Below are 23,966 nucleotides of genomic sequence, written 5' to 3' on the forward strand. Positions count from 1 at the left end.
TCCCTTTCAGCCGGTGAGCGTGCCTTTGGTGGAGGGCACCACGCCGCCGCGGCGCGGATCGGGCGCTGTCGCCTTGCCCAAGGCGCGGGCGAAGCCCTTGAAGCAGCATTCCGCGATATGATGCGAATTGACGCCGCGCAGCGCCTCCACATGCAGGCCGATGCGCGCATTGGTGGCAAAAGCCTGGAAGAACTCGCGCACCAGCTCGGTGTCGAAATCGCCGATCTTGGCCGCCGGAAAGGCGACGTCGAAGACGAGGAAGGGCCGGCCGGAGACGTCCACCACGACGCGGGAGAGCGCCTCGTCCAGTGGCACATGGGCGTCGCCATAGCGGGCGATGCCCTTGCGGTCGCCGAGCGCCTGATCCACCGCCTTGCCGAGCGCAATGCCCACATCCTCGACCGTATGATGGCCGTCAATGTGCAGATCGCCCTTGGCCGCGACGGTGAGGTCGAGCGGCGCGTGGCGCGCGATCTGGTCGAGCATATGGTCGAAAAAGCCGATCCCGGTCGAAATATCGGATTTGCCCTCGCCGTCGAGATCGACGGCGACGGCGATACGGGTCTCTTTCGTGTCGCGCTCGTATTTGGCGCTGCGCATGGCTCGACTGGCTCGCGGTGAATCTCGAGGGGCTGGAACGGAATATAGACCGCTCCCTGCGCGGCTTGTAGCAATTCGACGGGCGCATGGCCAGAAGCGTGGGCGATCGGCGTGAACCACCCTCTACTGCGGCCCGTCCAATTGTCCCAGCCCCCACAGCCCGGCGAGCCGGGAAACGCGCGCCGTCAGGCGGGGCGGGTCCAGCGCCTCGCACTCCCACAGGATCGCGACGCGAAACCCGAGCGCCCTCAGAGCCTTGGCCTTGCGGGCGTCGCGAGCGCGATTGGCGGCGAATTTCTCCAGCCAGAAGGCGTTGTTCTGTTTGGGGATCGTGCCGCGGCGGCAATTCTTGTGGTGGTGCCAGAAGCAGCCATTGACGAAGAGCGCCCAGCGCCGGCTGCGATTGGCGAAATCCGGCGCGCCGGGCAGGCCCTTGGCGTTGCGCCGGTAATGGAGCCCGGCAAGCCGCAGCGCCGCGGCGACCGCCTCCTCCGCCCCGGTGCGGGACTGCCGCACCCGCTTCATCAGCGCTGCGCGCGCCGGATCGCTGGCCGGCGGCGTCCTCATTGGGCGGCGGCGAGGCCGGGGCCGGCGCGCATCGCCTCGAGATGAGCGGCCACCGCCTCCCGAAATCCGGGCTCGAATCGCAGCTTCGCCCGCATGGTGCGGGCGAGAAACCCAGCGCTCGCGCGCTCGGACAGCGGCTTGCCCTTATGCTGCAGAAAAACATGCAGCGGCTCGCGCTCGCGCCAGACGGGAAAGGCCGAAATCTCGACGCCGAGGCGCCGCTCGCCGTCATAGCGCGCGGCGCGGGGCCAGCGGGCGCCCTCCTCCAGAACCGGGCCGTCGCGGGCCGGATCATAGCGCCCCGGCGCCTCGAGCCGGCCGCCGACCCATTCGGCCACCGGCGCGCTCACCGCATTGCCGACCAGCGACCAGCGCCAGCCGGGACGGCCCAGCGCCTCGGCCGGCGCGGTCCAGTCCGCAGGAAAACCCTGCAGCCGCTCGGCGTCACGAATATCGGGCGTCACCACCTCTCCTGAAGGCAGCAGAATCGCCGGCGGCGAGGCGATGCCGAGCGTCGAGCCGTTCTTCAATGTCGGCACGCAATCTTGCCCCCAGCCGAGGCCGCGCACGCCCTCCGTCCAATAAAAGCCATGGGCGTGCGTCGCCAGCGCCGTGGCGCGCGGGCGCGGCGTCGCCTCGTCCACGAGCAGAATATTGGCCGGATCGGCGAGGCGCGAGGCCAGAAACAGCACGCGCTCGCGCCGCTGCGGCAGAAAGGCCAGAGTGTTGACGACGCGATAGGCCCAGAGATAGCCGCGCTCCTCGAAAGCCGAGACGAGCCGCGCCATGGCGCGTCCGCGATCGAGGCTCAGCATGAAGGAGACATTCTCGAGCAACGCATGCGGCGAGCGCGTCTCGTCGAGCAGGCGGAACACATGCTCGACCAGAGAGGATTTGCGCCCGCCAATGCCCTGCGTGCGGCCGGCCTGGCTCAAATCCTGGCAAGGAAAGCCGGCCGTGACCAGTTCCGTCTCGCCCGGCAGCGCGCGCAGCGCAGCGACATCGCCCACATTGGGCGTCTGCGGAAAATGCGTCGCCAGCACCTTTGCGGCCAGCGGCCAGTTTTCGGAGAACATGAGACAATCATGTCCGGCGCGAGCGAGCCCGAGCTCGAGCCCGCCTATGCCGGCGAAGAGGCCGACGACTTTCATGGATACGGCCTCGCGGCCGAGGGCCGTCGTGCGATTCGTCTGCGCATGAGCGGAGTTGATCGCCACGGACGAAGGAGTGTCAAGCCGCGGCGCGAACGCGCATCGCCCGCTAAGACATGCTCGCATGTCGCGACGATGACGAAAGGCGCGAATTCCTTTGCCGAGAAAGCCGTCGCGCGGCTGGACTCGTCGGCCCGCTCTGCCTAGTCTCGCGACGCTTTTTTCCGCGTGTGAAACGCCCAGCCCTACGAGTCCGATGCGCGCCATTCTTCCGCTCAAAGCCTCGACCCTTTCGAAACGCCGCGCGCTTCGCTCCGCGCGCGCCGGCTACACGCTCGTCGAGATGCTGGTCGTGCTCGCGATCATCGGCTCGATCGTCGGCCTCGTCGGCCCGCGCGTGCTGAACTATCTCTCCGAGTCGAAGGTGAAGACCGCGCAGATTCAGATGGAGAATATTTCGAGCGCGCTCGATCTTTTCTATCTCGACGTCGGCCGCTATCCCGCGACGGAAGAAGGCCTCTCCGCGCTCGCACGGCGGCCCGCCGGCGCCTCTGTGTGGAACGGCCCCTATCTGAAATCCGCCAATGTGCCGAAGGATCCTTGGGGACATGATTATCTCTATCGCGCTCCCGGACAGAACGGGCCTTATGACATAGGCTCGCTCGGCCCCGACGGCCGCGAGGGCGGCCCCGGATCGCTCACGCGCAGCCGCGACACGGCGGCGCGCTGACCATATTCGTCGGTCGCATGATGCATGGCCGAAAGATCGCCGAGAGAAAAGGCTTCGCGCTTCTCATCGTGATCTTCGGCCTCGGGGTCATAATTCTGCTGATGACCTCCTTCATGGCGACGGCGCGCTTGCGCCTGCGCAGCGCCGTCGATAATTCCGCATCGATCAAGACGCGGCTCATCGCCGAAGGCGCCGTCAATCTCGCGATTTTCGGATTGATCGCCGAGCAGCGGCCATCCAATGCGCAGCAGGCCGAGCCACCCGTTCACGATGGCGCGCCGCGCCTCTGCTCGCTCGCCGGCGCCGCTGTCGCAATCTCGATCGAGGACGAGAGCGGCAAGCTCGATCTCAACGCCGCATCTCCCCAGCTTCTCGAAGCGGCGCTGCGCGGATTCGGCGCGGCCGACCCCAACGCCTTGTCCCGCGCGATCATCGCTTTTCGCGAGGCGCAAACTTCCGAATTCGCGCGGCTCGCAGCGCCGCCGCCCTCCTCCGAGCGGCCATTCGCGCCAAAGCATGCGCCCTTCCAAACCGCGCTCGAGCTGGATCAGGTCGAGGGCATGGAGCCGCAGCTGCTGCGCGCGCTGCTGCCGGTCGTCACCATTCATTCGCATAGCGTCGGAGTCGATGCGCGCACGGCGCCGCCGGCCTTGTTCGCGGCGCTGGCGCGCTATTCGGCGGCGGATGTTCTCGCTTTTTCCGCCAAGCCTTTTCCCAATGGCCTCGATCGCCGCGATCCGCGCTTTCCGCAGGAATATCGCCAGAACGGCGTCTTTAGCGGCGGAACCTATTCGATTCACGCGGAGGCCGCTCTGCTCAATGGCGCGATCGGCGTCGTGGAGATGGTCGTGACGCTGCGGCCGAACGAGCGTCTCCCCTTCACCGTGCTGGAGACGCGCCGCGCGCCGGCGCGCAATCAGAACCTGCTCTCCGGCGCCGTAGCGGCGCCCTGCTGACGGAATTCGCGTCTACTCGTCGAGCAGAATGCGCCGCGCCGCGCCTTCGATATTATGCGGACGCACCTTCGCGCGCGTCGATATATTCAGCAGCTTGCGCTTATATTCGTCAGTGATGTCGCGCGCCTCGCCGAGCGTGCGCACCACATGCGGCGTTATCATGATGAGCAGCTCGGTCTTGCCCGAGGAATCGGTCTTGTCCTTGAATGCGTTGCCGATCAAAGGCACATCGCCGAGCACAGGCACCTGGGACGAGCCGCGCGTGCGCGAATCCTGAATGAGGCCACCGAGCATCAGCGATTCTGCGTCATTGACGACGACCTGCGTCTTCACGCGGCGCTGCTGGATCGTCGGCGTCGTCGTCGTCGAGCTCGCGCCGGAGGCGACGTTGGAAACCTCCTGCTCGAGCTCCAGCATCACACGGCCGCTCTCGTTGATATGCGGCGTGATGGCGAGAATGACGCCGGTGTCACGATAATTCACCGAATTGAATGTGGTGATGCCGCCTTGCGCCGTCGCGCCGGAGAGAGTCGTCACCGGCACCTGATCGCCGACCTGCAGAACCGCCTGACGATTGTCGAGCACGGTGAGCGAGGGCGTCGAGACGATGTTGACATTGGTGATCTGATTGAGCGCGTTGAGCGTAACTTGCGCATTGGTGGCGCGCAATGCGTAGGCGAAGCCGGGCGACGCCGCGCCGACCGCAGTGCCGAGCAGATTATTGCCGAGCGTGTCATTGGCCGCCGGCGTGCCGGCGTCGCCGTTGGAAAAGCCGGAGAGCGAGGATTTTTTCTGCAAGAACCAGCGCACGCCGAAATGCAGATCGTCGTTGAGCGAAACTTCTGCGATCGTCGCCTCGATGAACACCTGATTGGGCAGCACGTCGAGCTTCTCGATGACGCGCAGCAGACGCTTGTAGTCCTCCGGAGTCGCCATCACCACAATGGCGTTCTTGGCCTCGTCCACGGCGATCTTGAAACGGCTGTCCTCGCCGAGCGCGGAAGCCGTCGATGACGACTGATCCTGCGCGCTATTGGAATTGGCGGCGCTATTCGCCGCGCCGCCGCCGAAGGCAGAGCCGCCGCCCGAGCCGCCCGAATTCAATGGCGCGATCGAGCCGAGCTGTCCCGAGGAGGAGCCGTTCGACGAGCCGAGACCGCCAGAAGAGCCGAGACCGCCTGAGGTTCCGAGGCTTGAAGAGCCGAAGCCGCCGCCGCCCGCGCCCGACGACAGGCCGCTCGAGGAAGTGGAGAGCGCCGAGGAGCCGAAACGCGGCGAGACCTCATTGCTCTTGGAGACGCCGGCGTCGCGCCCGAACATAGACGCGACGACCTGCACCATCTCCTTGGCCGGGCGATTCTGCACGCGATAGCTGAAGAACTGCTTCTGAACGCCTTCCGCCCGCGCGTCGAGACGCTCGATCCAGGCGCGCGCCCGCGCGAGATAGCCGGGCTGCGGCGTGATCGCCAATATGGCCGACAAATGCTTGTTGCCGATGAACTGGATCATGCCGTTCATCGGCCCTTCGCGCTCGGAGCCGAAAACCTTGCGCAAATTCTCGGCGAGCGCGTCTGGATCGGCGCTCGTCACCGGCACGACGGCGAAGGACATGCCGCGCATCGTGTCGACGTCGAAGAGCGCGATGGCGTCCTCCATCGCCGCGATCTCTTGCGCGCTGCCTGTCAAGGTCAGCGTGCGACGCTGATCGTCGGCGCGCACGACGGCGCCCTGGCGCGTGATCGGCTCCAGCACGCGCTTGAGCTCCGACGCCGAGACATAGCGCAAACGCACGATGCGCGCGCCGCTGCCGAGACGCTCCGACTCGAGCGGCTGCGGCGCGACGGAGAGCGTGGAGCCGGCCGCCGCCTGATCCAGCGGCACGATTTTGTAGATGCCGTCATTCTCGACAATGGCGGCGCCGGAGACGCGCAAGGCCGATTGGAACAAGTCGATCGCGACGGATTTCTTGACGGGCCGCGCCGTATGCACGGTCACTCTGCCGTCGATGCGCGGATCGACGACATAATCGACGCCGACGATATCGCCCAGCACCACTTTCGCCGCTTGCGCAATGGGCAGATTGGCGAGATTGAGGCTGACGCCTTCCTTCTCGTCGCGGGCGTCGTCCTTGCGGCGCGCCACGCTCTCGCCGACGAAACGCCCGCTGCCGACGATCGCCTCCGCGGGAAGGCGTCCGCGCGCGGCGGGGACGCCGCTTTTCGTCCCGCCCTTGGAAGCGGCGGCGACGTCGAGCGATTCTCGGCTCCATTCGGCGATGGGAGGGTCGCTCGCACTCTGACAACCAGAGACTGCGACGAGGGCGATCAGGCTCGAATGGAATAAAGGCAGACGCACATTCGCCTCTGGGACGCTACCGAATAGATAAGCTCACGCCACGTAACATGATTGTCGGTCACACGCCACACGCCTCCTCGCGCAAAGTGACGGAGAATCATTGCGATTGCTCTGGATAAAGTTGCAGGCGCGCCGATTGCACGCCATTGACGAGCTTCAATTCCAGCTCGCCGACCTCGGCGACCGTCCAGCCCTGCACGGATTCTCCCGGCGTGAGCCAGCGGCCTTCCGGATCATCGCCGGAAACGACGAAAGCGCGCACCGCTCCGCCGGAGCGCACGATCGCCGAGACCGCGAGGCCGGCGGGCGCGGTGGGAATTCCGGCAAAGCCGTCACGATCGGATTTGGCGACCGCCGGGCGCGGACGCCGCGATTTCCAGAAGATCGGGCGCGACAATGTCTGCGCGTCCTCGCGCGCGAGCGGCGCCGGCCCGGAGGCGGACGAGAGCACGCTGGGCGGGCGCCAATCCGATGTCGCCGGCGGCGCCGATTCGTCCAGGCCGATCCATGCGAGAAGCGCGAAAGCGAGAGCGGCGACGTCCAACGCCGCCAACGACGCGAGCAGCATCGCGGCGAGCGGCGACAAACGCAGCTCACGCATGAGCGTGCGAATGCGCGCGGCGAGCGCGCGCGTCATGAGCGCTCCTTCGGCGAGGCGCCGCCGAAGACGTCGAATTGCGCGGCGAGCATGCCGTCATTGGCGGATTGCGCGCCCCAGATCGGCATTTGACGACGCAGCGACGCCGTCAGCACCAGCAGCAGCGGCGTCTCATTCTCGAGCGAGCGGAGCAGCGCATGCAGCGATTCGATCGAGCCGCTCACATCGAGCCGCGCGCCGACCAGCGACGCGCCATTCACCGTCTTGGCGGGCAGCATGCGAATAGAGTTCACCGTGGCGCCGGACCGATCCGCCGCGGCCTTCAGCAGCGCTTGCAGATTGGCGTCGACGACGCCTTCCGTCGCGCCGGAGAGCAATTCACCCTGCGCATTGCTCTCCGCCACCTGCTGCGCATAGAGCCGCACCGCCTTCTCCTGCGTGGCGACGGCCGCATAGCGCGCGAGCGTGGCGCGCCGATCGACGATTCCCTCGGCGCGCTCGGCGAGCAAGGCGCGCAGCGGCTCGACGACGATGAAATAGATCAGCAGCGCCGCCAGCGCATTGGCGCCGAAGAACAACGCGCGCCGCGACCATTGCGGATGCGAGAGAGATGTCGGGCTCAGCGCCATCGGCGTGACCGGCTCATGGATTGCGTCTCACTTTGGCCTGCAGCGAGAATGTCTCGCGCTTCTCGATCGGATCGGGCGTGATCGGCGCCGTCAGCTTGGCGTCCGCGAACAACGCCGAGCGATCGAACAGCGCGGGAAGGCTGGCGGCGGAATCGGCGAGGCCGACGATCTCGATGGAGCGCTCGCCCTCGCGCGCCTCGACGAGACGCATATCGGAAACGAAGGCGCCGTCCGGCAGAAGGCGCGAGACTTCCTCCCAGAGATCGGCGAAGGCCGGATATTTCGCGCGCTCCCCGCGGAGCGTGGCGAGAAGGCGGCTCTCGGAGGCGGCCTGCTCGGCGAGCTTGCGCGCATCTGCGGCGCGGCGCGACACTTCGGCGATCTCGACATCGAGCGCCGCGGCGTCGACGTCCTGCCGCCAGAGCGTGACGCCGACGCCGACGAGAAGAAAAACGATCGCGACGAGAGCGAGGATCAGCGCCGCGGCGCGCTCCCGATGCGGCGCCTCCACCGCGCGGCCGACGGCGAGCGTCGGAACGAGAGCGGCGCCATCGAGCGCCGGCTGCACAATGTCGAGATCGTCGATGGAAAGGCCGGAGCCGTCGAGAAGAGCCGGCAGCAGATCGCGGCGTAAAATCCATTGCTCGACGACGAGCTTGCTCGGCGATTGCGGATGCGGCTGGGCGATATGGCCATGCACGATATCGGCGAGCAGGAAGGGTGTCTTGCGCTCCACTTCCGCCGCGAGAAGACGCGGCAGATCGGACTGCGCGGCGAGCGGCGCGTCGAAGCGCCGAACGAAAAACGCCTCGCGCGGAATTTCCACAACGATCTTCGTCGCCGCACGCGTCGCGCCGCGACGCTCCAGCGCTTCGTCGATCGAGGAGCCCGACAGCTCATCCGCCGAAACGGGCTCGGCGAGCGCCTGTCCATCCGCGGAGAGCAATTGCAGCGGCTCGCGCCCGCGCCCGGCGCGCAACAGCAGGCGCCGCTCGCCGCGATCGAGCAGCCATGCGAGCGTCCCTGGAGAGAAGAGCGCGAAGAACTCGGCGCGATACCAATTCCACGCGCGGCTGGCGGAACTCGCGAGCGAGCCTTCGAAGAGTTCTCTACGCCAGATGGACGACGACGACATCGAGGCTCCGACGCGCATGAACTCATCTATAAGGAACGGGGAGCGGCGTCGCGCTCCCCGTCGAATTTCGTCAGCCGGCGTTCATTGAACCGCGGGCAGCGTGCTCAGAACCGGCGTTCCATTGCCCACGCCGGCGCAATTGGGATGCCCCCAGCCACTGGCGCTGGCGCCGCCCGAAATGTCGAAGATGATGTTGTCGGGCCGCGTCGCGTCCGTGGCGTTCACGCCGCCGACGCCCGACAAATAATCCAGATTGAGGCTGTGGCGCGCTCGCCAGGCGACCATGTGATCAGTGCAAGACGTGTCGCCGCTCACGCCGATGCCGCCGATCTTGACGCCATTCGGCCCGTAGAGAGCGAGGCCGCCGCCGAAGACGTTGACGCCGCCGATCGCATCGCCGACCATCGGATCGTTCGGCTGGCCGAAGGTCGCAGCATCTGCCGGTCGGCCGTTCCTCTGCTCATAAGCGGCGTCTGGATCGACTGGATTGCTGAACTGCAGGCCGAACAGGCTGCCGCCCGGCTGAACCGCCGAATAGAGGTTGGCGGTCGACAGCGCGAGACCGTTCGTTCCCACGGCGCTGCCGCTCGGCGTGACGCCCTTGCTCAGGCTGAGGCCGTTGGCGGCATTGGCTTTCTGCGCCGAGATGACGCGGCTCGCGAGCCATTGGCTGCGGTAGTCGGAGCCGGTGAAGGCGACGGCGCAGACGGTTCCGTCATTGGCGACGATCGTCGCCCACATGTGCAAGCCGAGGCCGTTGTTGCCGGCCACGCCGCGCGCTCCGATCAGCGCCGAACGCAATTGGGACCAGCTCGGCAGGTTCGAGCAAGAATTCTGTCGGCCATGGGCCGAAGCCGTCGCCGACGACAGCGCAATAAAAGCTCCGGCGAGCATCAGTTTCTTAGCGATTTTCATCTTGGCGATTTTCATAGCGTCTCCCCAAACAGTTCATTTTCAAGTGCAGAATGATATACGCCGCGGTCTTAGCACAGTCGCGCTCTAGTCGCCAATCCCAGCGACGCTCCGCTCGCCAGACGACAAAGTCAGTCGACGAAAGGCGCCGCGCGCAGGCGTTGGCGACGCGCCGCAGAAGATTCGCGCCGCGCCGGGCCGACATCCTCGCGCGGCGGCGGCGCGTCGATATCGACCACCTCTTCGTCGATGTTCTGCGAGGCCTCCTCCGCCGCGCCCTTCGCTTTCGCATGAAAGCGTCCGGCTGGCAGAATGGGCGCGAAACCTACGGCGAAATGCGGCATGGGCTCGATCGCACGGGAGATCGGCTGCGCCATGAATGTGCGCGGCGGCGTCTCGACGGCCAGGATCGGCGTGACCTTCGGCTCGCCGCCGGTCACGATCTCGACTCCGAGCAATGTCGGCCGATAGGCCTCCTCGGCGCCGGCGTCTTTTTCGCATAGACGATATTTCGCTTCGCATTTCCACCGCGCCTGGAAACGCGCGATGCGCTCGCGCAATTCGATCAGCGAATTGCCGAATGCATGCGCGCACCCCTGTCGCGAGAATCGCCCGGAAGCGATGCAGGCCTCCGCCGTAGCGAATAAATATGACGTTCCCGCCACAGTGCGCGGCGCGACGAGACAAACGGACGCGATCGCCGCGAAAAATAACAAAATATGAGACGCGCGCCGGCCCCTTCCGAGGGGGCGGCGCCTCGGCTCCACCGACGCCGACGACATTGACGCTCGCTCGTTCGCTGCTCGGCGCGATTGCGCCTGGAACGCTGCGAGGCTACCATCCGATCCCGCATAGCGCCAGAGCCTCGACAGCAGAGGGCGGCGGGGATATTCCGAGCTTTTCCCAACGAGTGGTCGCGATGATGGACGGCGCATATTCGCAAGGAACGTCTTCGCAAGCGACGCCGCCGCGGCCGAACGCGCAGAGCGGCGCGTTGCTGGAGGAATTCGGCGCCTATCTGCTGAGCGAGAAGGTCGTCGACGAGCTGGCGCTGCAACGCTCGCAGCGCGCCGCGCGGCAGAGCGGCGAGCGTTTCGACCATGTGCTGACCAAGCTCGGACTCGTGTCCGAGAATGATCTCTGCATTCATCTCGGCAGATTTCTGCGCATTCCCGTGATGTCGGCCGAGGAGACGCCCGGCGAGCCGGTGCTCGAGGCGAAAATCCCCAAGAAATTCATTCGCGCCAATGGCATTCTCCCGCTCGCCGCGACGCATGAGCGGTTGACGCTCGCCGTCACCGATCCACTGGAGAACGGCCCGATGGAGGCGCTCGCCTATTCCACGGGCCTCGCGCTCGAATTGCGCATCGCGACGCCGGCGCTGTTCGAGAAAGCCTGGGCCAGCCTCTATGGCGAGCGCTCGGAAGGCTCGGCGCTCGTCGAGACCGATATACGCGCGGAAGACGCCAGCGATTTCGATCTGCAGCGCCTGCGCGACATCGCCAATGAGGCGCCGGTCATTCGGCGCGTCAATCAGATCGTCGGCGGCGCGATTGAGGCGCGCGCCTCGGATATTCACATCGAGCCCGGGCTCGACGCGGTGCAGGTGCGCTATCGCATCGACGGCGCGCTGCGCACGGTCGACACATTGCCGCCGGGACTCAAAGCGGCCATCACCTCGCGCATAAAAATCATGGCGCGGCTCGATATCGCCGAGCGGCGATTGCCGCAGGACGGGCGCATAAAGCTCGCCGTGCGCGGCGTCGATATCGATTTTCGCGTCTCCACCATTCCGACCGCGCATGGCGAGAGCATCGTGCTGCGCATTCTCGACCGCAGCCAAGTCGCGCTCGATTTCGACGCGCTCGGCTTCGAGCCCGGCGTCATCGCCTCGCTGCGCAAGGTGATGCGCAGCCCCAATGGAATCGCGCTCGTCACCGGCCCGACCGGCAGCGGCAAGACGACGACGCTGTACACGGCGCTCAAGGAGCTGGCCAATCCCGAAGTGAAAGTGTTCACCGTCGAGGACCCGATCGAATATCAGCTCGCCGGCGTCAATCAAGTGCAAGTGCAGCCGGCTATCGGCCTCGACTTTCCGAGCAGCCTGCGCGCCATGCTGCGCCAGGACCCGGATATCATCATGATCGGCGAGATTCGCGACGCGGAGACGGCGAAGATCGCCATACAATCCTCATTGACCGGCCATCTCGTTTTCTCGACGCTGCACACCAATAGCGCGGTGGGCTCGATCACGCGCCTCATCGACATGGGCGTCGAGCCCTATCTCATCGCCTCGACAGTGAAGGCGATCATGGCGCAACGGCTGGTGCGGCGTCTCTGCCCATCCTGCAGCACCCCACTGCCGGAGCGCGCGAGCTGGCGCAGCCGCCTCGCCGGCGAAGGCTTCACGCGCGAGCCGGAGCGGCTCAGGCAGCCGGTCGGCTGTCCCGCCTGCCGCCACACGGGCTATGCCGGCCGCTCGACCATCGCGGAAATGCTCATCATGACCGAGCCCATGCGACGGCTCGTCTGCGAGGCGGCGCCCGAGGCGACGATGGCGGCGGCGGCGCGCGAAGCCGGCATGACGACGATGTATCAATGCGGCATGGGCAAGGCCTGGCGCGGCGAGACCAGCGTCGACGAAGTGCTGCGCGTGACGCAGGTCGATTGACATGTCCAATTTTCGCTATCGCGCCTATTCGTCGATCGGCGATCTGATCGAGGGCGACATAGAAGCGCGCTCCAGCGAGGACGCCGAGGACGCATTGTGGCGACGCGGGCTCACGCCGCTCTCGCTGCGCGAGACGCGCGCCGGCGCCAAGGGCTCGCTGCTGTCTCTGCAACTCGGCGCGCGCAAGCCCTCTCCCGCCGACATCGCCTCCTTCACGCGCGAGTTCGCGACGCTGGAGCAGGCCGATGTGCCGCTCGACCACAGCCTGCGCCTGCTGGCGACGCAGAGCGCGACGCCGGCCTTGCGGGCGCTGGCGGATGAGATATTGCGGCGCGTCGTCGATGGCGCGTCTCTCTCCGACGCGCTGGCGACGCGCGCCGATCTCTTCGGCCCCGATTACATCAACATCGTGCGCGCCGGCGAGACCATGGGCGCCGCCGCGCAGGCGCTCGGCGATATGGCCGATATATTGGAGCGCCGCCTCGAGATGCGCGCGCGCATTCAGAGCGGGCTCGTCTATCCGGCTCTGCTGATCGTGCTGGCCATCGTCTCCACGGCTGTGGTGCTGAGCGCGCTCGTCCCCAATATCGCGCCGATCTTCGTCGACAGCGGCCAGCCCATGCCGGCGGGCCTGCAATTCGTCATCGATGTCGCGGCGCATTGGCGATGGGCGGTCGGCGCGCTCGCGCTCCTCATCGCGCTCATCGTCTCGCTGCGCCGATATGCGGCGGCGAGCCCGGAGTTCGGCGTGCGTTTCGATCGCGCGCTGCTCGCTCTGCCCTATGCCGGGCCGCTGAGCGCCAAATTGCAGACGGCGCGCTTCGCCTACACGCTCGGCTCCTCGCTGAAGGCCGGCGTGCCGCTGCTGCAAGGCCTAGAAAGCGCGCGCGCCGTGCTGTCGGATCGCTATTTCTCGGCGGAGCTGGCCAAGGTGATCGAGGCCGTGCGCGGCGGCGGCGCGCTGAGCGCCGCGCTGGAGCGGGTCGAGCGCCTGCCGCCGACGACGGCGACGATGGCGCGCATCGGCGAGGAGGCCGGGCGGCTCGACGACATGCTGCTGCGCCTCGCGGCGATGTTCGAGCGGCAGACGCAGCGCAGCCTGGAGCGCGCCGTCGGACTCATCACGCCGAGCCTGACGATCCTCATCGCCGCCGTCGTCGGCGGGCTGGTGATGACGGTGATGGACGCCGTTCTCGGCATCAATGATCTCGCTCTGCGATGAGACCGCCTGTGACGCGCAGCGTGCGGCGCCGGCGCGGCTTCTCCTTGCTGGAGATGCTCGCCATTCTGCTGATCGTCGCGCTGCTCGCGGGAATGGCGGGCCAATTCGCGCGCCGGCCGTCGCCGCGCCTGCGCGTCGAGAGCGCGACGCGCGCGCTCTGCGCCGGACTGCGCGCGACGCGCATGCGCGCCATCGCCACCGCGAGCGAGCAGGCGCTGACGATCGATCTGCGGCGCAAAGCCTTCTTCTCCCCCGCCGTCGCCGAGACGGCGCTGCCGGAGGACGCCGCCATAGAGCTGGCCGTTTCGGCGCGCGAACGGACGGAGCCCTCGCGCGGGGCCATCGCCTTTTTCCCCGACGGCGGCTCCTCGGGCGGCGGGCTGACGATCGGCGTCGCCGGCGCGCGCGCGGAGATCGACGTCAATTGGCTCACCGGAGCGACGCGATGCGCCTTCCATTAGCGCGGCGCGGCTTCGCGCTGATCGAGGCGCTGGCGGCCTTTCTGATCCTCGCGCTGGTGCTGGGCGGTCTGCTGCAGGGCGTCGGCTTCGGCGCCCGCAATGAGAGCCGCGGCGATTTCCTGCTGCGCGCGGCGCGGCAGGGACGCTCGCAGCTGGAGGCGCTGGGCGTCGCGGCGCCGCTCACCATGGGCGAAAGCGCCGGGCGCTATGCGGACGGACTCGTCTGGAGCCTTTCGGTCGGCCCGTGCCGCTCCTCCGCCGACCCCGGCGGTCTCGGCGAGATCGTCGCCTGCCCGGTGGCGCTCGCCATACGCCGGCCGGGCGACGCCGCCCCCGGCGACGCGCTGACGCTGCGCACGGTCAAAATCGACGCAAATCGGCCCGCGCGATGAGAATTCCGCGCCGCGCCCGCGGCTTCACCCTGCTGGAGGCGCTGCTCTCCATCGCGCTGATGTCGCTGATCGTCGGGACCATCGCCGGCGGCTTTCGGCTCGGCAAGCGCGTCTGGGAGACCGGCCGTGATTATGAAGGCGTGCAGGAGGTGGAGGAGGCGGCCGGCGCGCTGGAGGCGATCTTGTCCCGCGCCTTTCCCGTTCAGCTCGACAGGCGGGACGGCCGACCGACGGTCGCCTTCGAAGGCCGCGCGAGCCGCATTCGCCTGGTGACGACGAGCGATGGCGGCGCGGATTGGGGCGGCCTGACGCTGACCGAGATTTCCGCCTCCGGCGACGATCTGGACGTGCGCTCCGGCGTGCTGCGGCAGGAGGCGTGGTTCGGCGGCGGCGGCCAGTCGCGCTCCGCTGCCGCGCTGCGCGGCCTCGCCACCTTCGAGCTTTCCTATTTCGGCGCGCCGGAGCCCAATGCTCCCGCCGTCTGGACCAATGAGTGGCTGGACCGCGACACGTCGCCGAAGCTCATCTCTGTGCGGCTGGCGGGAACACGCCGCGGCAAGCGCATCGACGCCTCCTTCACCGTGCGCATTCGTCAAAACCCGCTCTGAGCGGCCTCCAGCGGCCCGAGGCTCCAGCAGAGCCAAAAGCCGAGCGCGAGATGCGGACCGAAGGGGATGGGCTGCGCCATATGGCCGAGCGCGCCGTCACGCGCGGCAATCAGCGCCGAGAGGAAGGCCGAGACCACCGCTATGAGCAGGCAGCCGGGCAGAGCCGCCGGCCCCAGCCACAGGCCCGCGAGGCCCAGCAGATGCGCGTCCGCGAGGCCGAGCCCGGCGCGCCCCCGCAGCAGCCGATAGGACATATCGATCGCCCGCAGAGTCGCATAGCCGCCCGCCGCGCCCGCGAGACGCAGCGCCGCCTCTTCGCCATCGGACGGCAGCAGTGCGAGGCCGAGCAGCAGCAGGACGATCAGCGGCCCATCGGGAATGATGAGGAAGCGCGCGTCGAAGACAGAGGCGAAAGCCAGCGCGGCGAATAGAACCAGCGTCGGCGCCGCCCAATATCCGAGCTGCGCGAGATCGAGAAAGGCGAAGGCGAGAGCGGCGAGCGCGATCCAGACGACATGCGCCAGCGCGCGCGCCTCGCCGCGCGCGGTCGCCGCCCGGATGGCCGTCTCGACGAGCGCAGCGCGGCGGCGCGCCGGAACGCTCAAATATCGACGTAGATCTCGCAGCCGAAGGCCGAGACGGGAAGACGCGCTTCGTCGAGAATCTTGGTCCAGCATCGTCCAACGCCGCTGATCATTCGAAACAGATAGACGCCGGTCTCGTCCTCGAGACGCCGCTCCTGGACATGACGATGGCCGAGATAGTTGAAATAGGAGATGGCGACGTCGCCGTGACAGCGATAGAGGATCTGGCGTGACAGGACATAGACGAAGCTGCGGTCCTTCGCCTCGTTGACGCAATAGGAATAATGCGCGAGCGCCTCCGGCTCCACGCTGACGCCGGACGGCGCCGCAAAGCAGGGCGCGCCGAGCGTAAGGGCGCAGATCGATATGACGCTCGCGGCTCCGCGCATCGAAACGCCCCATTCCGCAAAGAGACCGCCAATGCGAAACGCGCTGGCGTCGAGCAATTCTATTAGGTGAAAGCCGCCGTCGGATCAAGCAGCTCGCCTCTCGCGGCGGCGGCGCCGATCTTGCCGCCGCCGGAGGATTGCGATATCGAGTCGATCCGTCGAACGCCGGGCTCTATCGAGTTTCCGCGCCGCGCCGACCGAAAGGCGGCGCACGCTGCGCCGCACGGGCGCCATATTCGAAACCTATTCGAGGCGATATCCTTCGCCCCTGATCCGCGCGCTCCGACCGGGAGATCGCCAAACCCGAGTGGAGGCAGCCCATGTACGCCACGCAGAGCGCGACATCGGAGTTTCGGGACGCGTTTCGGCGCCAGCGGCTCGTGCTGTTCGCCTTGATGCTGCGCAATATTCGCACGCGCTACTTCGGTCACGGCCTCGGCTATCTGGTCGCGATCGCCTGGCCCCTCGTGCATACGTTGATCATCATTGCTCTCTTCGGCGTCAATGGCCGCATGGCGCCCGTCGGGGAAAGCACCACGCTTTTCGTGGCGACCGGGGCCGTCCCCTATCAAGCGCAATCCTATCTCTCGACCTTCATGATGACCTCCGTGCTCATGAGCCGGCCGCTTTTCGCCTTTCCAGAAGTCAAGGTGATGGACGCCCTGCTCGCGAGCATCGTGCTGGAGGTTCTCTCCTCCTGCACTGTCGTTCTGATTCTCATTGTGATCGGAGTGGCTTTCGGCGAGAATCTGATGCCGCGAGACTTGGAGCAGGCGGCCCTCGCCTATGGCGCCGCGATCATACTGGGCGTCGGCGTGGGATTCTTCAACGGCACGCTGGCTCTCGCCATGCCGATGTGGGCGCTGATGTTCGCGCTGCTCCGCATTTTGCTATGGCTCGCTTCGGGCACCGTTTTTCTGCCGGACAATCTGCCGGAGCCCTATCGCACGATGCAATCCTATAATCCGATCGCGCAATCGATCGAATGGATGCGCTACGCTTATTACGATGGCGTGGGCGCCGGCTTCCTGGACCGCGCCTATGTGCTCGAATTCGGCGTCGGCATGATTTTCGTGAGCCTGCTGATCGAGCGCATGACCCGCGGCCATCTGCTGTCGCTGCGCTGATCGTCATCAAACCGTATCGAAGCCGCGATAGTCGGGAAGTTTCGCGGCTTCACGGATGATGAGACGATGCGGACTTATATCGATCCGGCGCGCCGGGCGCGGATCGAGCTCACGGCGCTGATCGCGATCACCGTCGCATCGGGCTTCGCCGGTCTCGGCTATGAGATCGTCTGGACGCGCATGGCGAGCCTCGTTGTCGGCTCCGAGATGATGGCCGTTCTCGGCGTGATCGCCGGATTTTTCGCCGGCCTCGCCCTCGGCGCCTTCCTCCTCGACGCGATCATCCGCAACACGTCTTCGCCCTTTCTCGCCTATGCGCTGCTGGAAGCAGCCATAGGACTCTGGGGCGCGGCGAGCGTCCTCGTCCTCGAGCAGGCGGCGCACCTTGCGCCAGCGCTGCTCGGCGTCGACCCCTCCCCCGCCGCGCTATGGGCTTTCGGCTTCGCCCTGCCGGCCTTGCTGCTGCTTCCCGCGACGACAGCGATGGGCGGAACGCTGACCGCGCTCGCGCGCATGACCAAGGCGCTGTCGGGCGATGCGCGCGTCTCCGCCGGCGTCTATGGCGCCAATACGGCGGGCGCGGTGCTCGGCGCGCTTGCTTCGGCCTTCGCGCTGATGCCGCAGCTCGGCCTGTCACGAACATTGCTCGTCCTCGCCTGCGTGAACGCCGCCTGCGCGATCGGAGCCGTCGCGCTGCAGAGAAGGGTGGAGCCGAGCCCTTCCCCCCGCATGCCGCGCGCGACCGCCACGCGCCTGCTCTGCGCTCTTTTCACGACCGGCTTTCTCGGCATCGCCTTCGAGATGACGATCGTGCGACTCGCCGCGCAGGTTCTCGAGGACACTGTCTACACATTCGCGAGCCTGCTCGCCGCCTATCTCCTCGGCTCCGCCGTCGGCGGCCTGGCGTGGCAGAAATTCGGCCGGCGCTTCGGCGACGCCAGCATAGGCTGGCTGCTCGCGGCCACCGCCGCGGCCTGCCTTTTGACGACGGCGCTCGCGCCGAGCGTGCTGCACGCCGCCGAAAGCGCCAGCGGATTCGGCGCCGCCGGCGAGCTCCTCGCCGCCTTCGCGCTCTTCGCCTTGCCCTCCATCGCCATGGGCGCGCTATTCGGCCATTTGGCGCAGCAGGCCCAGGATTTGCGCGGCTCTCTCGGCTGGGCCGTCGGCGTCAACAGTCTCGGCGCCGCGCTCGCACCCTTTGTGACGGCGCAATTTCTCATCCCGACATTCGGCGCATGGCGCGCATCCATCCCGATCGCGCTCTGCTATCTGCTGCTGCTGCGCCCTCGTCTCGCCTCGCTCACGTCCATCGCGGCGCCGACGCTCGCCGGCGCTCTGCTGCTCTCGCTCCCCGCGCCCGACTTCATTCGCGCGCCACAAGGCGGACGCGTGCTGGCGACGCGCGATGGACCGACCGTCACCGCCAGCGTCGTCGTCGACGCCGCCGGCGTACGCTACCTCGACGTCAACGGCCATTTTCGCATGGGCGGCACCAGCTCGGCGCGCTCCGACTTTCGGCAGGCCATGCTGCCGCTGCTGCTGCATCCGGCGCCGCGCGAGGCGCTCTTCCTCGGCGTCGGGACCGGAGCCACTCTCATCGGCGGCGCCATGACGCCCGGCGTCGAAGCGCAGGGCGTCGAGCTGTCGCCGGAAGTCGTGGCGCTTTTGCCATGGTTCGCCGATGAAACGCGCTCGCTAGAGCCGAAAGTGCATGTCGCCGACGCCCGCCGCTACATTCTCGCCGATCGCGCGAAATATGACGTGATCGTCGCCGATCTGTTTCATCCGGCGCTGGATGGAAGCGGCGCGCTCTACACGGTGGAGCATTTCGCGGCGACGCGCGAGCGGCTCGCGCCCGGCGGTCTCTTCTGCCAATGGCTGCCGCTCTATCAGCTCGATCTGCCGTCCCTGCGCGCGATCATTCGCAGCTTTCGCGCCGTCTATCCCGGCGCCTCCGCCTGGCTCAATCATTACAGCGTGCGCACGCCCATGCTCGCGCTCGTCGGACGCCGCGACGATGCGCCTCTCGACATAGACGCTCTTGCCGCGCGACTGAACGAGCCTGCGATGGCCGCAGTCGTGAGGCCGCTCGGCTTCGCCGCGCCGATCGATCTGCTCGGCCAATACGCCGGCGGCCCGCATGCGCTCGCGGCTTTCGCCGGCTCCGGACCGCTCAATGTCGATGATGCGCCTTTCGTGACCTTCGACGCGCGCCGCAATGTTCGCGCGCTGACGGCGCCGCCCTGGACAACTTTGCTCGCCGTCATGCGCGAGATGACGCCCGACGCCGCAGAGCTCGCGCGCGAGGACGACGCTCTCGCGCAGCGCCTCGCCGCCTATTGGCGCGCACGAAACCACTTCCTCGAGGTCGGCGCCGCTCTGCCCGGCGATCCGCGCGGCCGCGCGCTCGTCGACGCCGCCGCGCCGGGATTGCTGGAGACGCTTCGTATCAGCCCGGAATTCGATCCCGCCTATGCGCCGCTGATCTCCATGGCGCGATCGCTCGTGGCGTCGAGCGGCGAAGAGGCGGCGCGTCTACTGCAGGCGATCGACGAGGCCGCGCCGCAAAGACGCAAGGCGCGCGAAACAATGACGCGCGAGAACGGCGGCGAATGAACGCGCGCCATTCTCACGGAGCGAATTTGATCTGATAGCCCCAGCAGTCGAGACGATCGGGGATCGCGTTGAAGGCGACCGTCACGCGCACGCCGCCCTGATTCCGCGGCACCTCGTGATAGAGATAGCTCGGAAAGAGAATGAGATCGCCCGGCTCCGCCTCGGGAACCACATATTTTCCGGCATTGAACGGCCCCATCGCCGCAGAGCGCGTGTGATGCCGAAAATTGAACTCGAATCCGCCGGGCGGCCGCACGAAAGCGGTGCGGCTGCCGGGATGCGAGGGCGTGAGATAGAAGACGCCCGAGGCGAAGCTGTTGGCGTGCGAATGCAGCGCCTGACTGCCGCCGGGCTCGAGAACATTGGTCCACATTTCCTTGACCATCCATTCCAGTCGCTCTCCGAAGAGGAGCCCGCCGAAATCGACGAGCTTGGGAATGGCGAGATCCGACATGCGACGGAACAGCTCGTCGCTGCGCGGGTCGGCGATCTCCGTATGAAACAGCTGCTCCGAGCGAAGGTTTTTCTCTATGCGCGCATTGCCGATCGCTTCGACGGCGGCCTCGACGAGCGCCGCGTCCAAAAGGCCGGGACAGCGCATGAGCGGAATGGGAAAAAGCGGCTCGATCTGATCCATCTTCCATCCTCGGCCTATTTTCGCGCTTTGTCGCGCATGGGCTTCTTCTCCGCGCTCGGAACGGGCGCCAGCGCGGCGGGCGTCTCGTCCGGTCGCAGCACGCCGAGCGTTTCCCCCGGCTGCAGCTGATGCCGCAGCTCGCGCACCTCATCGAACGCCGCCGCCGCCCAATAGAGGCAGTCGTCGAACTCGCCATTGCCGGCCTCGGCCATCGACTGATGCAGATGGCGCTCCGCAAAGTAGCGCGAGGGATGCTCCTTCGGCAGAGCATTGGCGAGCGCCTGCGCCTTATCCACTGCGGCGACGCAATCCTCTCGGGTCGGCTCGGCGTCCTCCGACGCTGTCGTCTCGATGGCCGCAGCGGCGGGCGCGGCGGGCGCGCTCGGCGTCGCGGGCGGCTCCCGCCGCGCTGCGAGCAGCAAGGCCGCGCAAACGAGAATGTTCGCCATGAAAACAAGCAGAAGCCGCATCGTCGAACAACCCGCAAAACGAGAAAGCCGGCGACGATAAATCGCCGCCGGCGTTTAAGCTACGCTAAAAAAGCGCGATCAATGGCGCTCGGCGTGTTCCCGCTCGGCGTGCTCCTCACGCCAGCGATCGAAACCGTGCTGGAAAGCGAGACGCCGCGCGAGCTCGGCGTTCTGCTCGACGAGCAGCTTCGGCGAGCCGACGGGACGCAGGAAAATCGGGTTCCCATAGAACCAGAGATTCGACCAAGCCTGCACGTCATGGGTCACTTTCTTGACGCCATTGACGGATTCGAGATGCGCCGGGCAGGAGCTGTCCGTGCAGCTGACCGCCGCATTATTGGCGTCGAGCAGCGGATTGCCGGCGCTATCCGTCACATTGGGGGTCGCGACCGGAATATTGGTGCCGCGCGCGCGAATATAGCCCGGCTCCGATCCCATGGTGAATGTGGTCTCGAAGGAGAGGCGCGTCGAGCCGTCGCGCTGCTTCTTGACCTTCATGTTCCGCCAATTGATCTGCTTGGCGATCGCCGCGGTGGGATTATAGACGATCGACGCGCCGGCGACGCCAGCGGCGTTGGCCACGGCGTAATTGGGCGCGCTCGGCGACACGACGCCGGTGATCTTGCCGGTGATGAGATCGATGTGATCGATCGACGGCTTGTTCAGCGGCTGATGCTGGCCGATCTGCGCCAGCAACGGATTGTCGAAGCTATAAGGGCTGTTGTTCGTCGCCGGAACGGTCAGCTCGACTTCGAGCACGATCTTCTCGCCGGGATGCGCGACGATCGTCTCGCCCATTGTCTTCCACTGGCCATGCGCGCTGGCGCGGAACTCGAAGTCCGGTCCGATGACATCGCCATTCACCGAATAGCTGTTGCCGGAGCGCATGCCGTCGATGATCGACTGATTGCGGAAGCCGCCCGTATGCGGGACATAGAGCTTCGTATATTCGCCCGGAATGAAGTCCGCCGTGGTGTAGCGATCACGCGCGCCGAAAGCGCCGCGGCTATGCCAGTCCGAGCTGATGAACATGAAGAAGTTGCGGCCTTCCGCGAGCAGGCCGTCCCAGAGTCCGCCGACCTTCGCCGTATAGACGCCGACCATGCCGTAAGTGCCGCCGCCGACCGCGCCGGAGCCATAGGAGCCCGAGCCGCCGGTCAAGCCGCCTTCCGCCATATGGCCGGGAGACTCGATGCCGAAAGCGACCGTCGGGGCCGCATTGTTGAAGTCGCGGAAATGCTCGATATTGTAACCTTTGCTGGCCGTCGCCGAGAACGGCCCCTGGCGCTCCGTATGCGTCGGGATGGCGTAGGACTGCAGCGGGTAGTTCGCCTGCAGCCATTTGACGCCTTCCAGCGCCTTTCCATGGCCGGCGGTTCCTGCATTGTTGACATTGTCCTTGCCGGGCCACAGCGGATTATTGCTGACGTCGACCGGGCCGATGCTGTCGGTGTCGGCGCGGTCGAAGCGAAACTCGAACTCCGCCATCTTGTCGGCGTCGCCGCCATGACGCGGATGCTGGCCGGCGATCACCGCCACATCCGTATGCTCATGGCCCGGAACGATCCATTCGAGACCTTCGACGAGCACCTTGTCATATTGCGCGGAACGATTGACGATGATCGGATATTCGACCTCGCCGATCGACTGCCAGCGCCACATGTTCGAGCCATTCGCCGAGCCTTTCAGGCCGGTGATGGTGATGCCCTGAATCGTCTGGCCGAGGGTTTGCGACCAGGTGGTGGTCGTCTCGCCCGGAATATTGGCGCTGGTGTCGGCGAAGCGGCAATCGCGATTGCCCGAGCCGCCATGATTGCCGAGCGTGAACCAATCGAGATCGAAATTGGTTCCGCCGGCGGCGGCCTGACCGGTTCCGACCGCGCGATCGATCGTGTAGCCCGCAGCGACAGAGCCGTCGGTGCAGGTGTTGTGGTTGTGCATGTCGCCTGCGACATACGGATTATGCTTGCGCGACTCCTCGCCGAATCCCCCGGCGGACGCCGATTGACCCAAAGCGAGCGAGACAGACGCAGCAGTCAACAAAACGGCAGATTTCGAACGGTGCATGCCAATCCCCCGCAAAAACCTAGACGAGCCCCCCGGCGTCGAGCGACGCATCGGCGCGCGGAATATGGAAGAACGACAACGACAGTCTTGTGACTGTTTCATTACAAGGACGCGCTTTTATTCTTGCTGAAACACGCTTTTTTCATCATGGCGCAGATGACAAAAGGCATGCGCCGATGCATAAGGCTGCCCTTGTGACGCACTCGAAAAGCATATGGGCTCGATGGTGAAGTCCCTCTCCTTCGCTCTCCTTCGGAGTCGGCTCGGCGATGCGGCGTCGGCGGGCCGCGCTTCGGCGCAGCGCCTTCGAAGCGAGCCTCTCCTGCATTTTCTGGCGATCGGCGCGCTCGTCTTCGCCGCCGACGCCGCGCTGCATCCCCCGCCCAAGGACGAGCGCGTCATCACGGTGAGCAAGGCGCTGCGCCAATCCTTCATCGATAATTTCGACGAGGACAAAGCGCGCGCCCCCTCGGACGCGCAGCTGCAGACGATGATCGACAGCTGGGTGGCGAGCGAGATTCTCTATCGCGAAGGCAAGTCGCTCGGCGTCGATCGCGGCGACGACATGATCCGCGACCGCATCGCCTATAAGCTGCAACTGCTCATCTTCGATCAGATCAAGCTGCCGCAGCCGAGCGAGGAGCGATTGCGCGCCTGGTTCGAGCAAAATCACGAACGCTTCGACGAGCCGGAGCGTGTGGGATTCTATCTCACGCCCGCCGCCGATTCCGCCGAGGCCACACATTGGCTCGAGGACATCTCGGCCGGCCATGAATCGGAGGAGCTTCGCGAGCGCACGCGCGCCATTCTCGCGCGCCCCGTCACCAGCCTCGCGCCCGCCTTCGGCGAGAAATTTCGCGACGATCTGCTCGCGCTGCCGCAAGGAACTTGGACCAAGCTCCAATCGAAAGAAGGCTGGCACATCGTCCGCCTCGACTCGCGCCGTCCCGGCGATCCCGCGCATTTCGAGGATGTACGGGACGAGGTCTTGCGGCAATGGCGCGTCGATGAGACGCGTTCGCGCGCATGGGAAGCGGTCAACCGGCTGAAGGCCTCCTACACCGTGCGGATGGAGCCGTGAGACGAGCG

At 66.5% G+C, this 23,966-nt stretch carries 24 protein-coding genes; 10 read left to right on the forward strand and 14 right to left on the reverse strand.

Translation table 11 applies throughout. The annotated features are described in order from the left end of the window. Positions 1 to 6: 6 nt before the first annotated feature. From hisB to dcm, 3 genes are all read right to left on the reverse strand, one after another. A complete protein-coding gene (gene hisB / locus EDE12_RS15385; RefSeq protein WP_026599122.1) occupies positions 7 to 600 on the reverse strand; it encodes an imidazoleglycerol-phosphate dehydratase HisB in 594 nt (197 codons plus the stop codon). 123 nt (positions 601 to 723) lie between these two features. Next, entirely contained in the window at positions 724 to 1,167 is a 444-nt protein-coding gene (locus tag EDE12_RS15390; protein ID WP_026599123.1) for a very short patch repair endonuclease, read from the reverse strand. Beyond that, entirely contained in the window at positions 1,164 to 2,318 is a 1,155-nt protein-coding gene (dcm, locus tag EDE12_RS15395) for a DNA (cytosine-5-)-methyltransferase (protein WP_026599124.1), read from the reverse strand. Before dcm ends, EDE12_RS15390 begins: the two co-directional genes overlap by 4 nt. Before the next feature lie 256 nt (positions 2,319 to 2,574). Between dcm and gspG the strand changes: the two genes are divergently transcribed. Further along, positions 2,575 to 3,048, forward strand: coding sequence for a type II secretion system major pseudopilin GspG (gspG, locus tag EDE12_RS15400; protein ID WP_024880717.1), 474 nt, complete (start codon positions 2,575 to 2,577; stop codon positions 3,046 to 3,048). A 17-nt stretch (positions 3,049 to 3,065) separates the two neighbouring features. Continuing rightward, on the forward strand, positions 3,066 to 4,004 hold the full coding sequence (locus EDE12_RS15405) for a type II secretion system protein GspK (protein WP_026599125.1): 939 nt from the start codon (positions 3,066 to 3,068) through the stop codon (positions 4,002 to 4,004). A 12-nt stretch (positions 4,005 to 4,016) separates the two neighbouring features. Here EDE12_RS15405 and gspD read toward each other — a convergent pair whose 3' ends face one another. From gspD to EDE12_RS15435, 6 genes are all read right to left on the reverse strand, one after another. Further along, positions 4,017 to 6,359 (reverse strand): type II secretion system secretin GspD, encoded by a 2,343-nt coding sequence (gspD, locus tag EDE12_RS15410; RefSeq protein WP_036291066.1) that lies wholly within the window; start codon positions 6,357 to 6,359, stop codon positions 4,017 to 4,019. Positions 6,360 to 6,456: 97 nt separating this feature from the next. Beyond that, positions 6,457 to 6,996, reverse strand: a complete 540-nt coding sequence (locus EDE12_RS15415) for a hypothetical protein (RefSeq protein ID WP_026599127.1) — start codon at positions 6,994 to 6,996, stop codon at positions 6,457 to 6,459. Next, on the reverse strand, positions 6,993 to 7,586 hold the full coding sequence (gene gspM, locus EDE12_RS15420) for a type II secretion system protein GspM (RefSeq protein WP_026599128.1): 594 nt from the start codon (positions 7,584 to 7,586) through the stop codon (positions 6,993 to 6,995). The genes EDE12_RS15415 and gspM overlap by 4 nt, the downstream gene beginning before the upstream one ends. Before the next feature lie 13 nt (positions 7,587 to 7,599). Next, positions 7,600 to 8,721: a PilN domain-containing protein gene (locus tag EDE12_RS15425; protein WP_036291708.1), complete on the reverse strand. Its 1,122-nt coding sequence runs from the start codon at positions 8,719 to 8,721 to the stop codon at positions 7,600 to 7,602. A gap of 81 nt (positions 8,722 to 8,802) precedes the next feature. After that, entirely contained in the window at positions 8,803 to 9,492 is a 690-nt protein-coding gene (locus tag EDE12_RS15430) for a heme-binding protein (RefSeq protein ID WP_245275790.1), read from the reverse strand. A 272-nt stretch (positions 9,493 to 9,764) separates the two neighbouring features. Next, the gene (locus EDE12_RS15435; RefSeq protein WP_134188153.1) at positions 9,765 to 10,193 is read right to left on the reverse strand and encodes a hypothetical protein; all 429 of its coding nucleotides are present in this window, start codon (positions 10,191 to 10,193) and stop codon (positions 9,765 to 9,767) included. Positions 10,194 to 10,552: 359 nt separating this feature from the next. On the opposite strand from EDE12_RS15435, the gene EDE12_RS15440 reads away from it, so the two are divergent. From EDE12_RS15440 to EDE12_RS15460, 5 genes are read left to right on the forward strand one after another with little or no spacing between them, the layout of a single operon-like run. Beyond that, a complete protein-coding gene (locus EDE12_RS15440; protein ID WP_026599131.1) occupies positions 10,553 to 12,304 on the forward strand; it encodes a GspE/PulE family protein in 1,752 nt (583 codons plus the stop codon). Between the two features lies 1 nt (position 12,305). Beyond that, positions 12,306 to 13,526 carry a type II secretion system F family protein gene (locus EDE12_RS15445; protein ID WP_026599132.1) on the forward strand — a complete coding sequence of 407 codons (1,221 nt, stop codon included), beginning with the start codon at positions 12,306 to 12,308 and terminating at the stop codon, positions 13,524 to 13,526. Beyond that, the gene (locus EDE12_RS15450) at positions 13,523 to 13,987 is read left to right on the forward strand and encodes a prepilin-type N-terminal cleavage/methylation domain-containing protein (protein WP_026599133.1); all 465 of its coding nucleotides are present in this window, start codon (positions 13,523 to 13,525) and stop codon (positions 13,985 to 13,987) included. The genes EDE12_RS15445 and EDE12_RS15450 overlap by 4 nt, the downstream gene beginning before the upstream one ends. Continuing rightward, the gene (locus EDE12_RS15455) at positions 13,972 to 14,379 is read left to right on the forward strand and encodes a hypothetical protein (protein ID WP_026599134.1); all 408 of its coding nucleotides are present in this window, start codon (positions 13,972 to 13,974) and stop codon (positions 14,377 to 14,379) included. The genes EDE12_RS15450 and EDE12_RS15455 overlap by 16 nt, the downstream gene beginning before the upstream one ends. Then, positions 14,376 to 14,987 carry a type II secretion system protein gene (locus EDE12_RS15460; protein ID WP_026599135.1) on the forward strand — a complete coding sequence of 204 codons (612 nt, stop codon included), beginning with the start codon at positions 14,376 to 14,378 and terminating at the stop codon, positions 14,985 to 14,987. The genes EDE12_RS15455 and EDE12_RS15460 overlap by 4 nt, the downstream gene beginning before the upstream one ends. Here EDE12_RS15460 and EDE12_RS15465 read toward each other — a convergent pair. Both EDE12_RS15465 and EDE12_RS15470 read right to left on the reverse strand, forming a co-directional pair. Next, positions 14,972 to 15,592, reverse strand: coding sequence for a prepilin peptidase (locus EDE12_RS15465; protein WP_026599136.1), 621 nt, complete (start codon positions 15,590 to 15,592; stop codon positions 14,972 to 14,974). The genes EDE12_RS15460 and EDE12_RS15465 overlap by 16 nt on opposite strands. Then, on the reverse strand, positions 15,589 to 15,960 hold the full coding sequence (locus tag EDE12_RS15470; protein ID WP_026599137.1) for a hypothetical protein: 372 nt from the start codon (positions 15,958 to 15,960) through the stop codon (positions 15,589 to 15,591). Before EDE12_RS15470 ends, EDE12_RS15465 begins: the two co-directional genes overlap by 4 nt. A 320-nt stretch (positions 15,961 to 16,280) precedes the next feature. On the opposite strand from EDE12_RS15470, the gene EDE12_RS15475 reads away from it, so the two are divergent. Next, entirely contained in the window at positions 16,281 to 17,087 is an 807-nt protein-coding gene (locus EDE12_RS15475) for an ABC transporter permease (RefSeq protein ID WP_026599138.1), read from the forward strand. Positions 17,088 to 17,153: 66 nt separating this feature from the next. Continuing rightward, a complete protein-coding gene (locus EDE12_RS15480; RefSeq protein WP_026599139.1) occupies positions 17,154 to 19,703 on the forward strand; it encodes a spermidine synthase in 2,550 nt (849 codons plus the stop codon). A gap of 13 nt (positions 19,704 to 19,716) precedes the next feature. Here EDE12_RS15480 and EDE12_RS15485 read toward each other — a convergent pair whose 3' ends face one another. The 3 genes from EDE12_RS15485 to EDE12_RS15495 all read right to left on the reverse strand — a co-directional run bounded on the left by EDE12_RS15485 (position 19,717) and on the right by EDE12_RS15495 (position 22,877). After that, the gene (locus EDE12_RS15485; RefSeq protein WP_024880734.1) at positions 19,717 to 20,340 is read right to left on the reverse strand and encodes a 2OG-Fe(II) oxygenase family protein; all 624 of its coding nucleotides are present in this window, start codon (positions 20,338 to 20,340) and stop codon (positions 19,717 to 19,719) included. A 14-nt stretch (positions 20,341 to 20,354) separates the two neighbouring features. Next, positions 20,355 to 20,789: a hypothetical protein gene (locus EDE12_RS15490; protein ID WP_245275791.1), complete on the reverse strand. Its 435-nt coding sequence runs from the start codon at positions 20,787 to 20,789 to the stop codon at positions 20,355 to 20,357. 99 nt (positions 20,790 to 20,888) lie between these two features. Further along, positions 20,889 to 22,877 (reverse strand): hypothetical protein, encoded by a 1,989-nt coding sequence (locus EDE12_RS15495; protein WP_024880736.1) that lies wholly within the window; start codon positions 22,875 to 22,877, stop codon positions 20,889 to 20,891. 223 nt (positions 22,878 to 23,100) lie between these two features. Here EDE12_RS15495 and EDE12_RS15500 point away from each other — a divergent pair, with 223 nt between their 5' ends. Then, the gene (locus EDE12_RS15500) at positions 23,101 to 23,958 is read left to right on the forward strand and encodes a peptidylprolyl isomerase (protein WP_245275792.1); all 858 of its coding nucleotides are present in this window, start codon (positions 23,101 to 23,103) and stop codon (positions 23,956 to 23,958) included. The last annotated feature ends 8 nt before the right edge of the window (positions 23,959 to 23,966 follow it).

The organism is Methylosinus sp. sav-2 (assembly GCF_004366495.1).
Taxonomy (GTDB): domain Bacteria; phylum Pseudomonadota; class Alphaproteobacteria; order Rhizobiales; family Beijerinckiaceae; genus Methylosinus.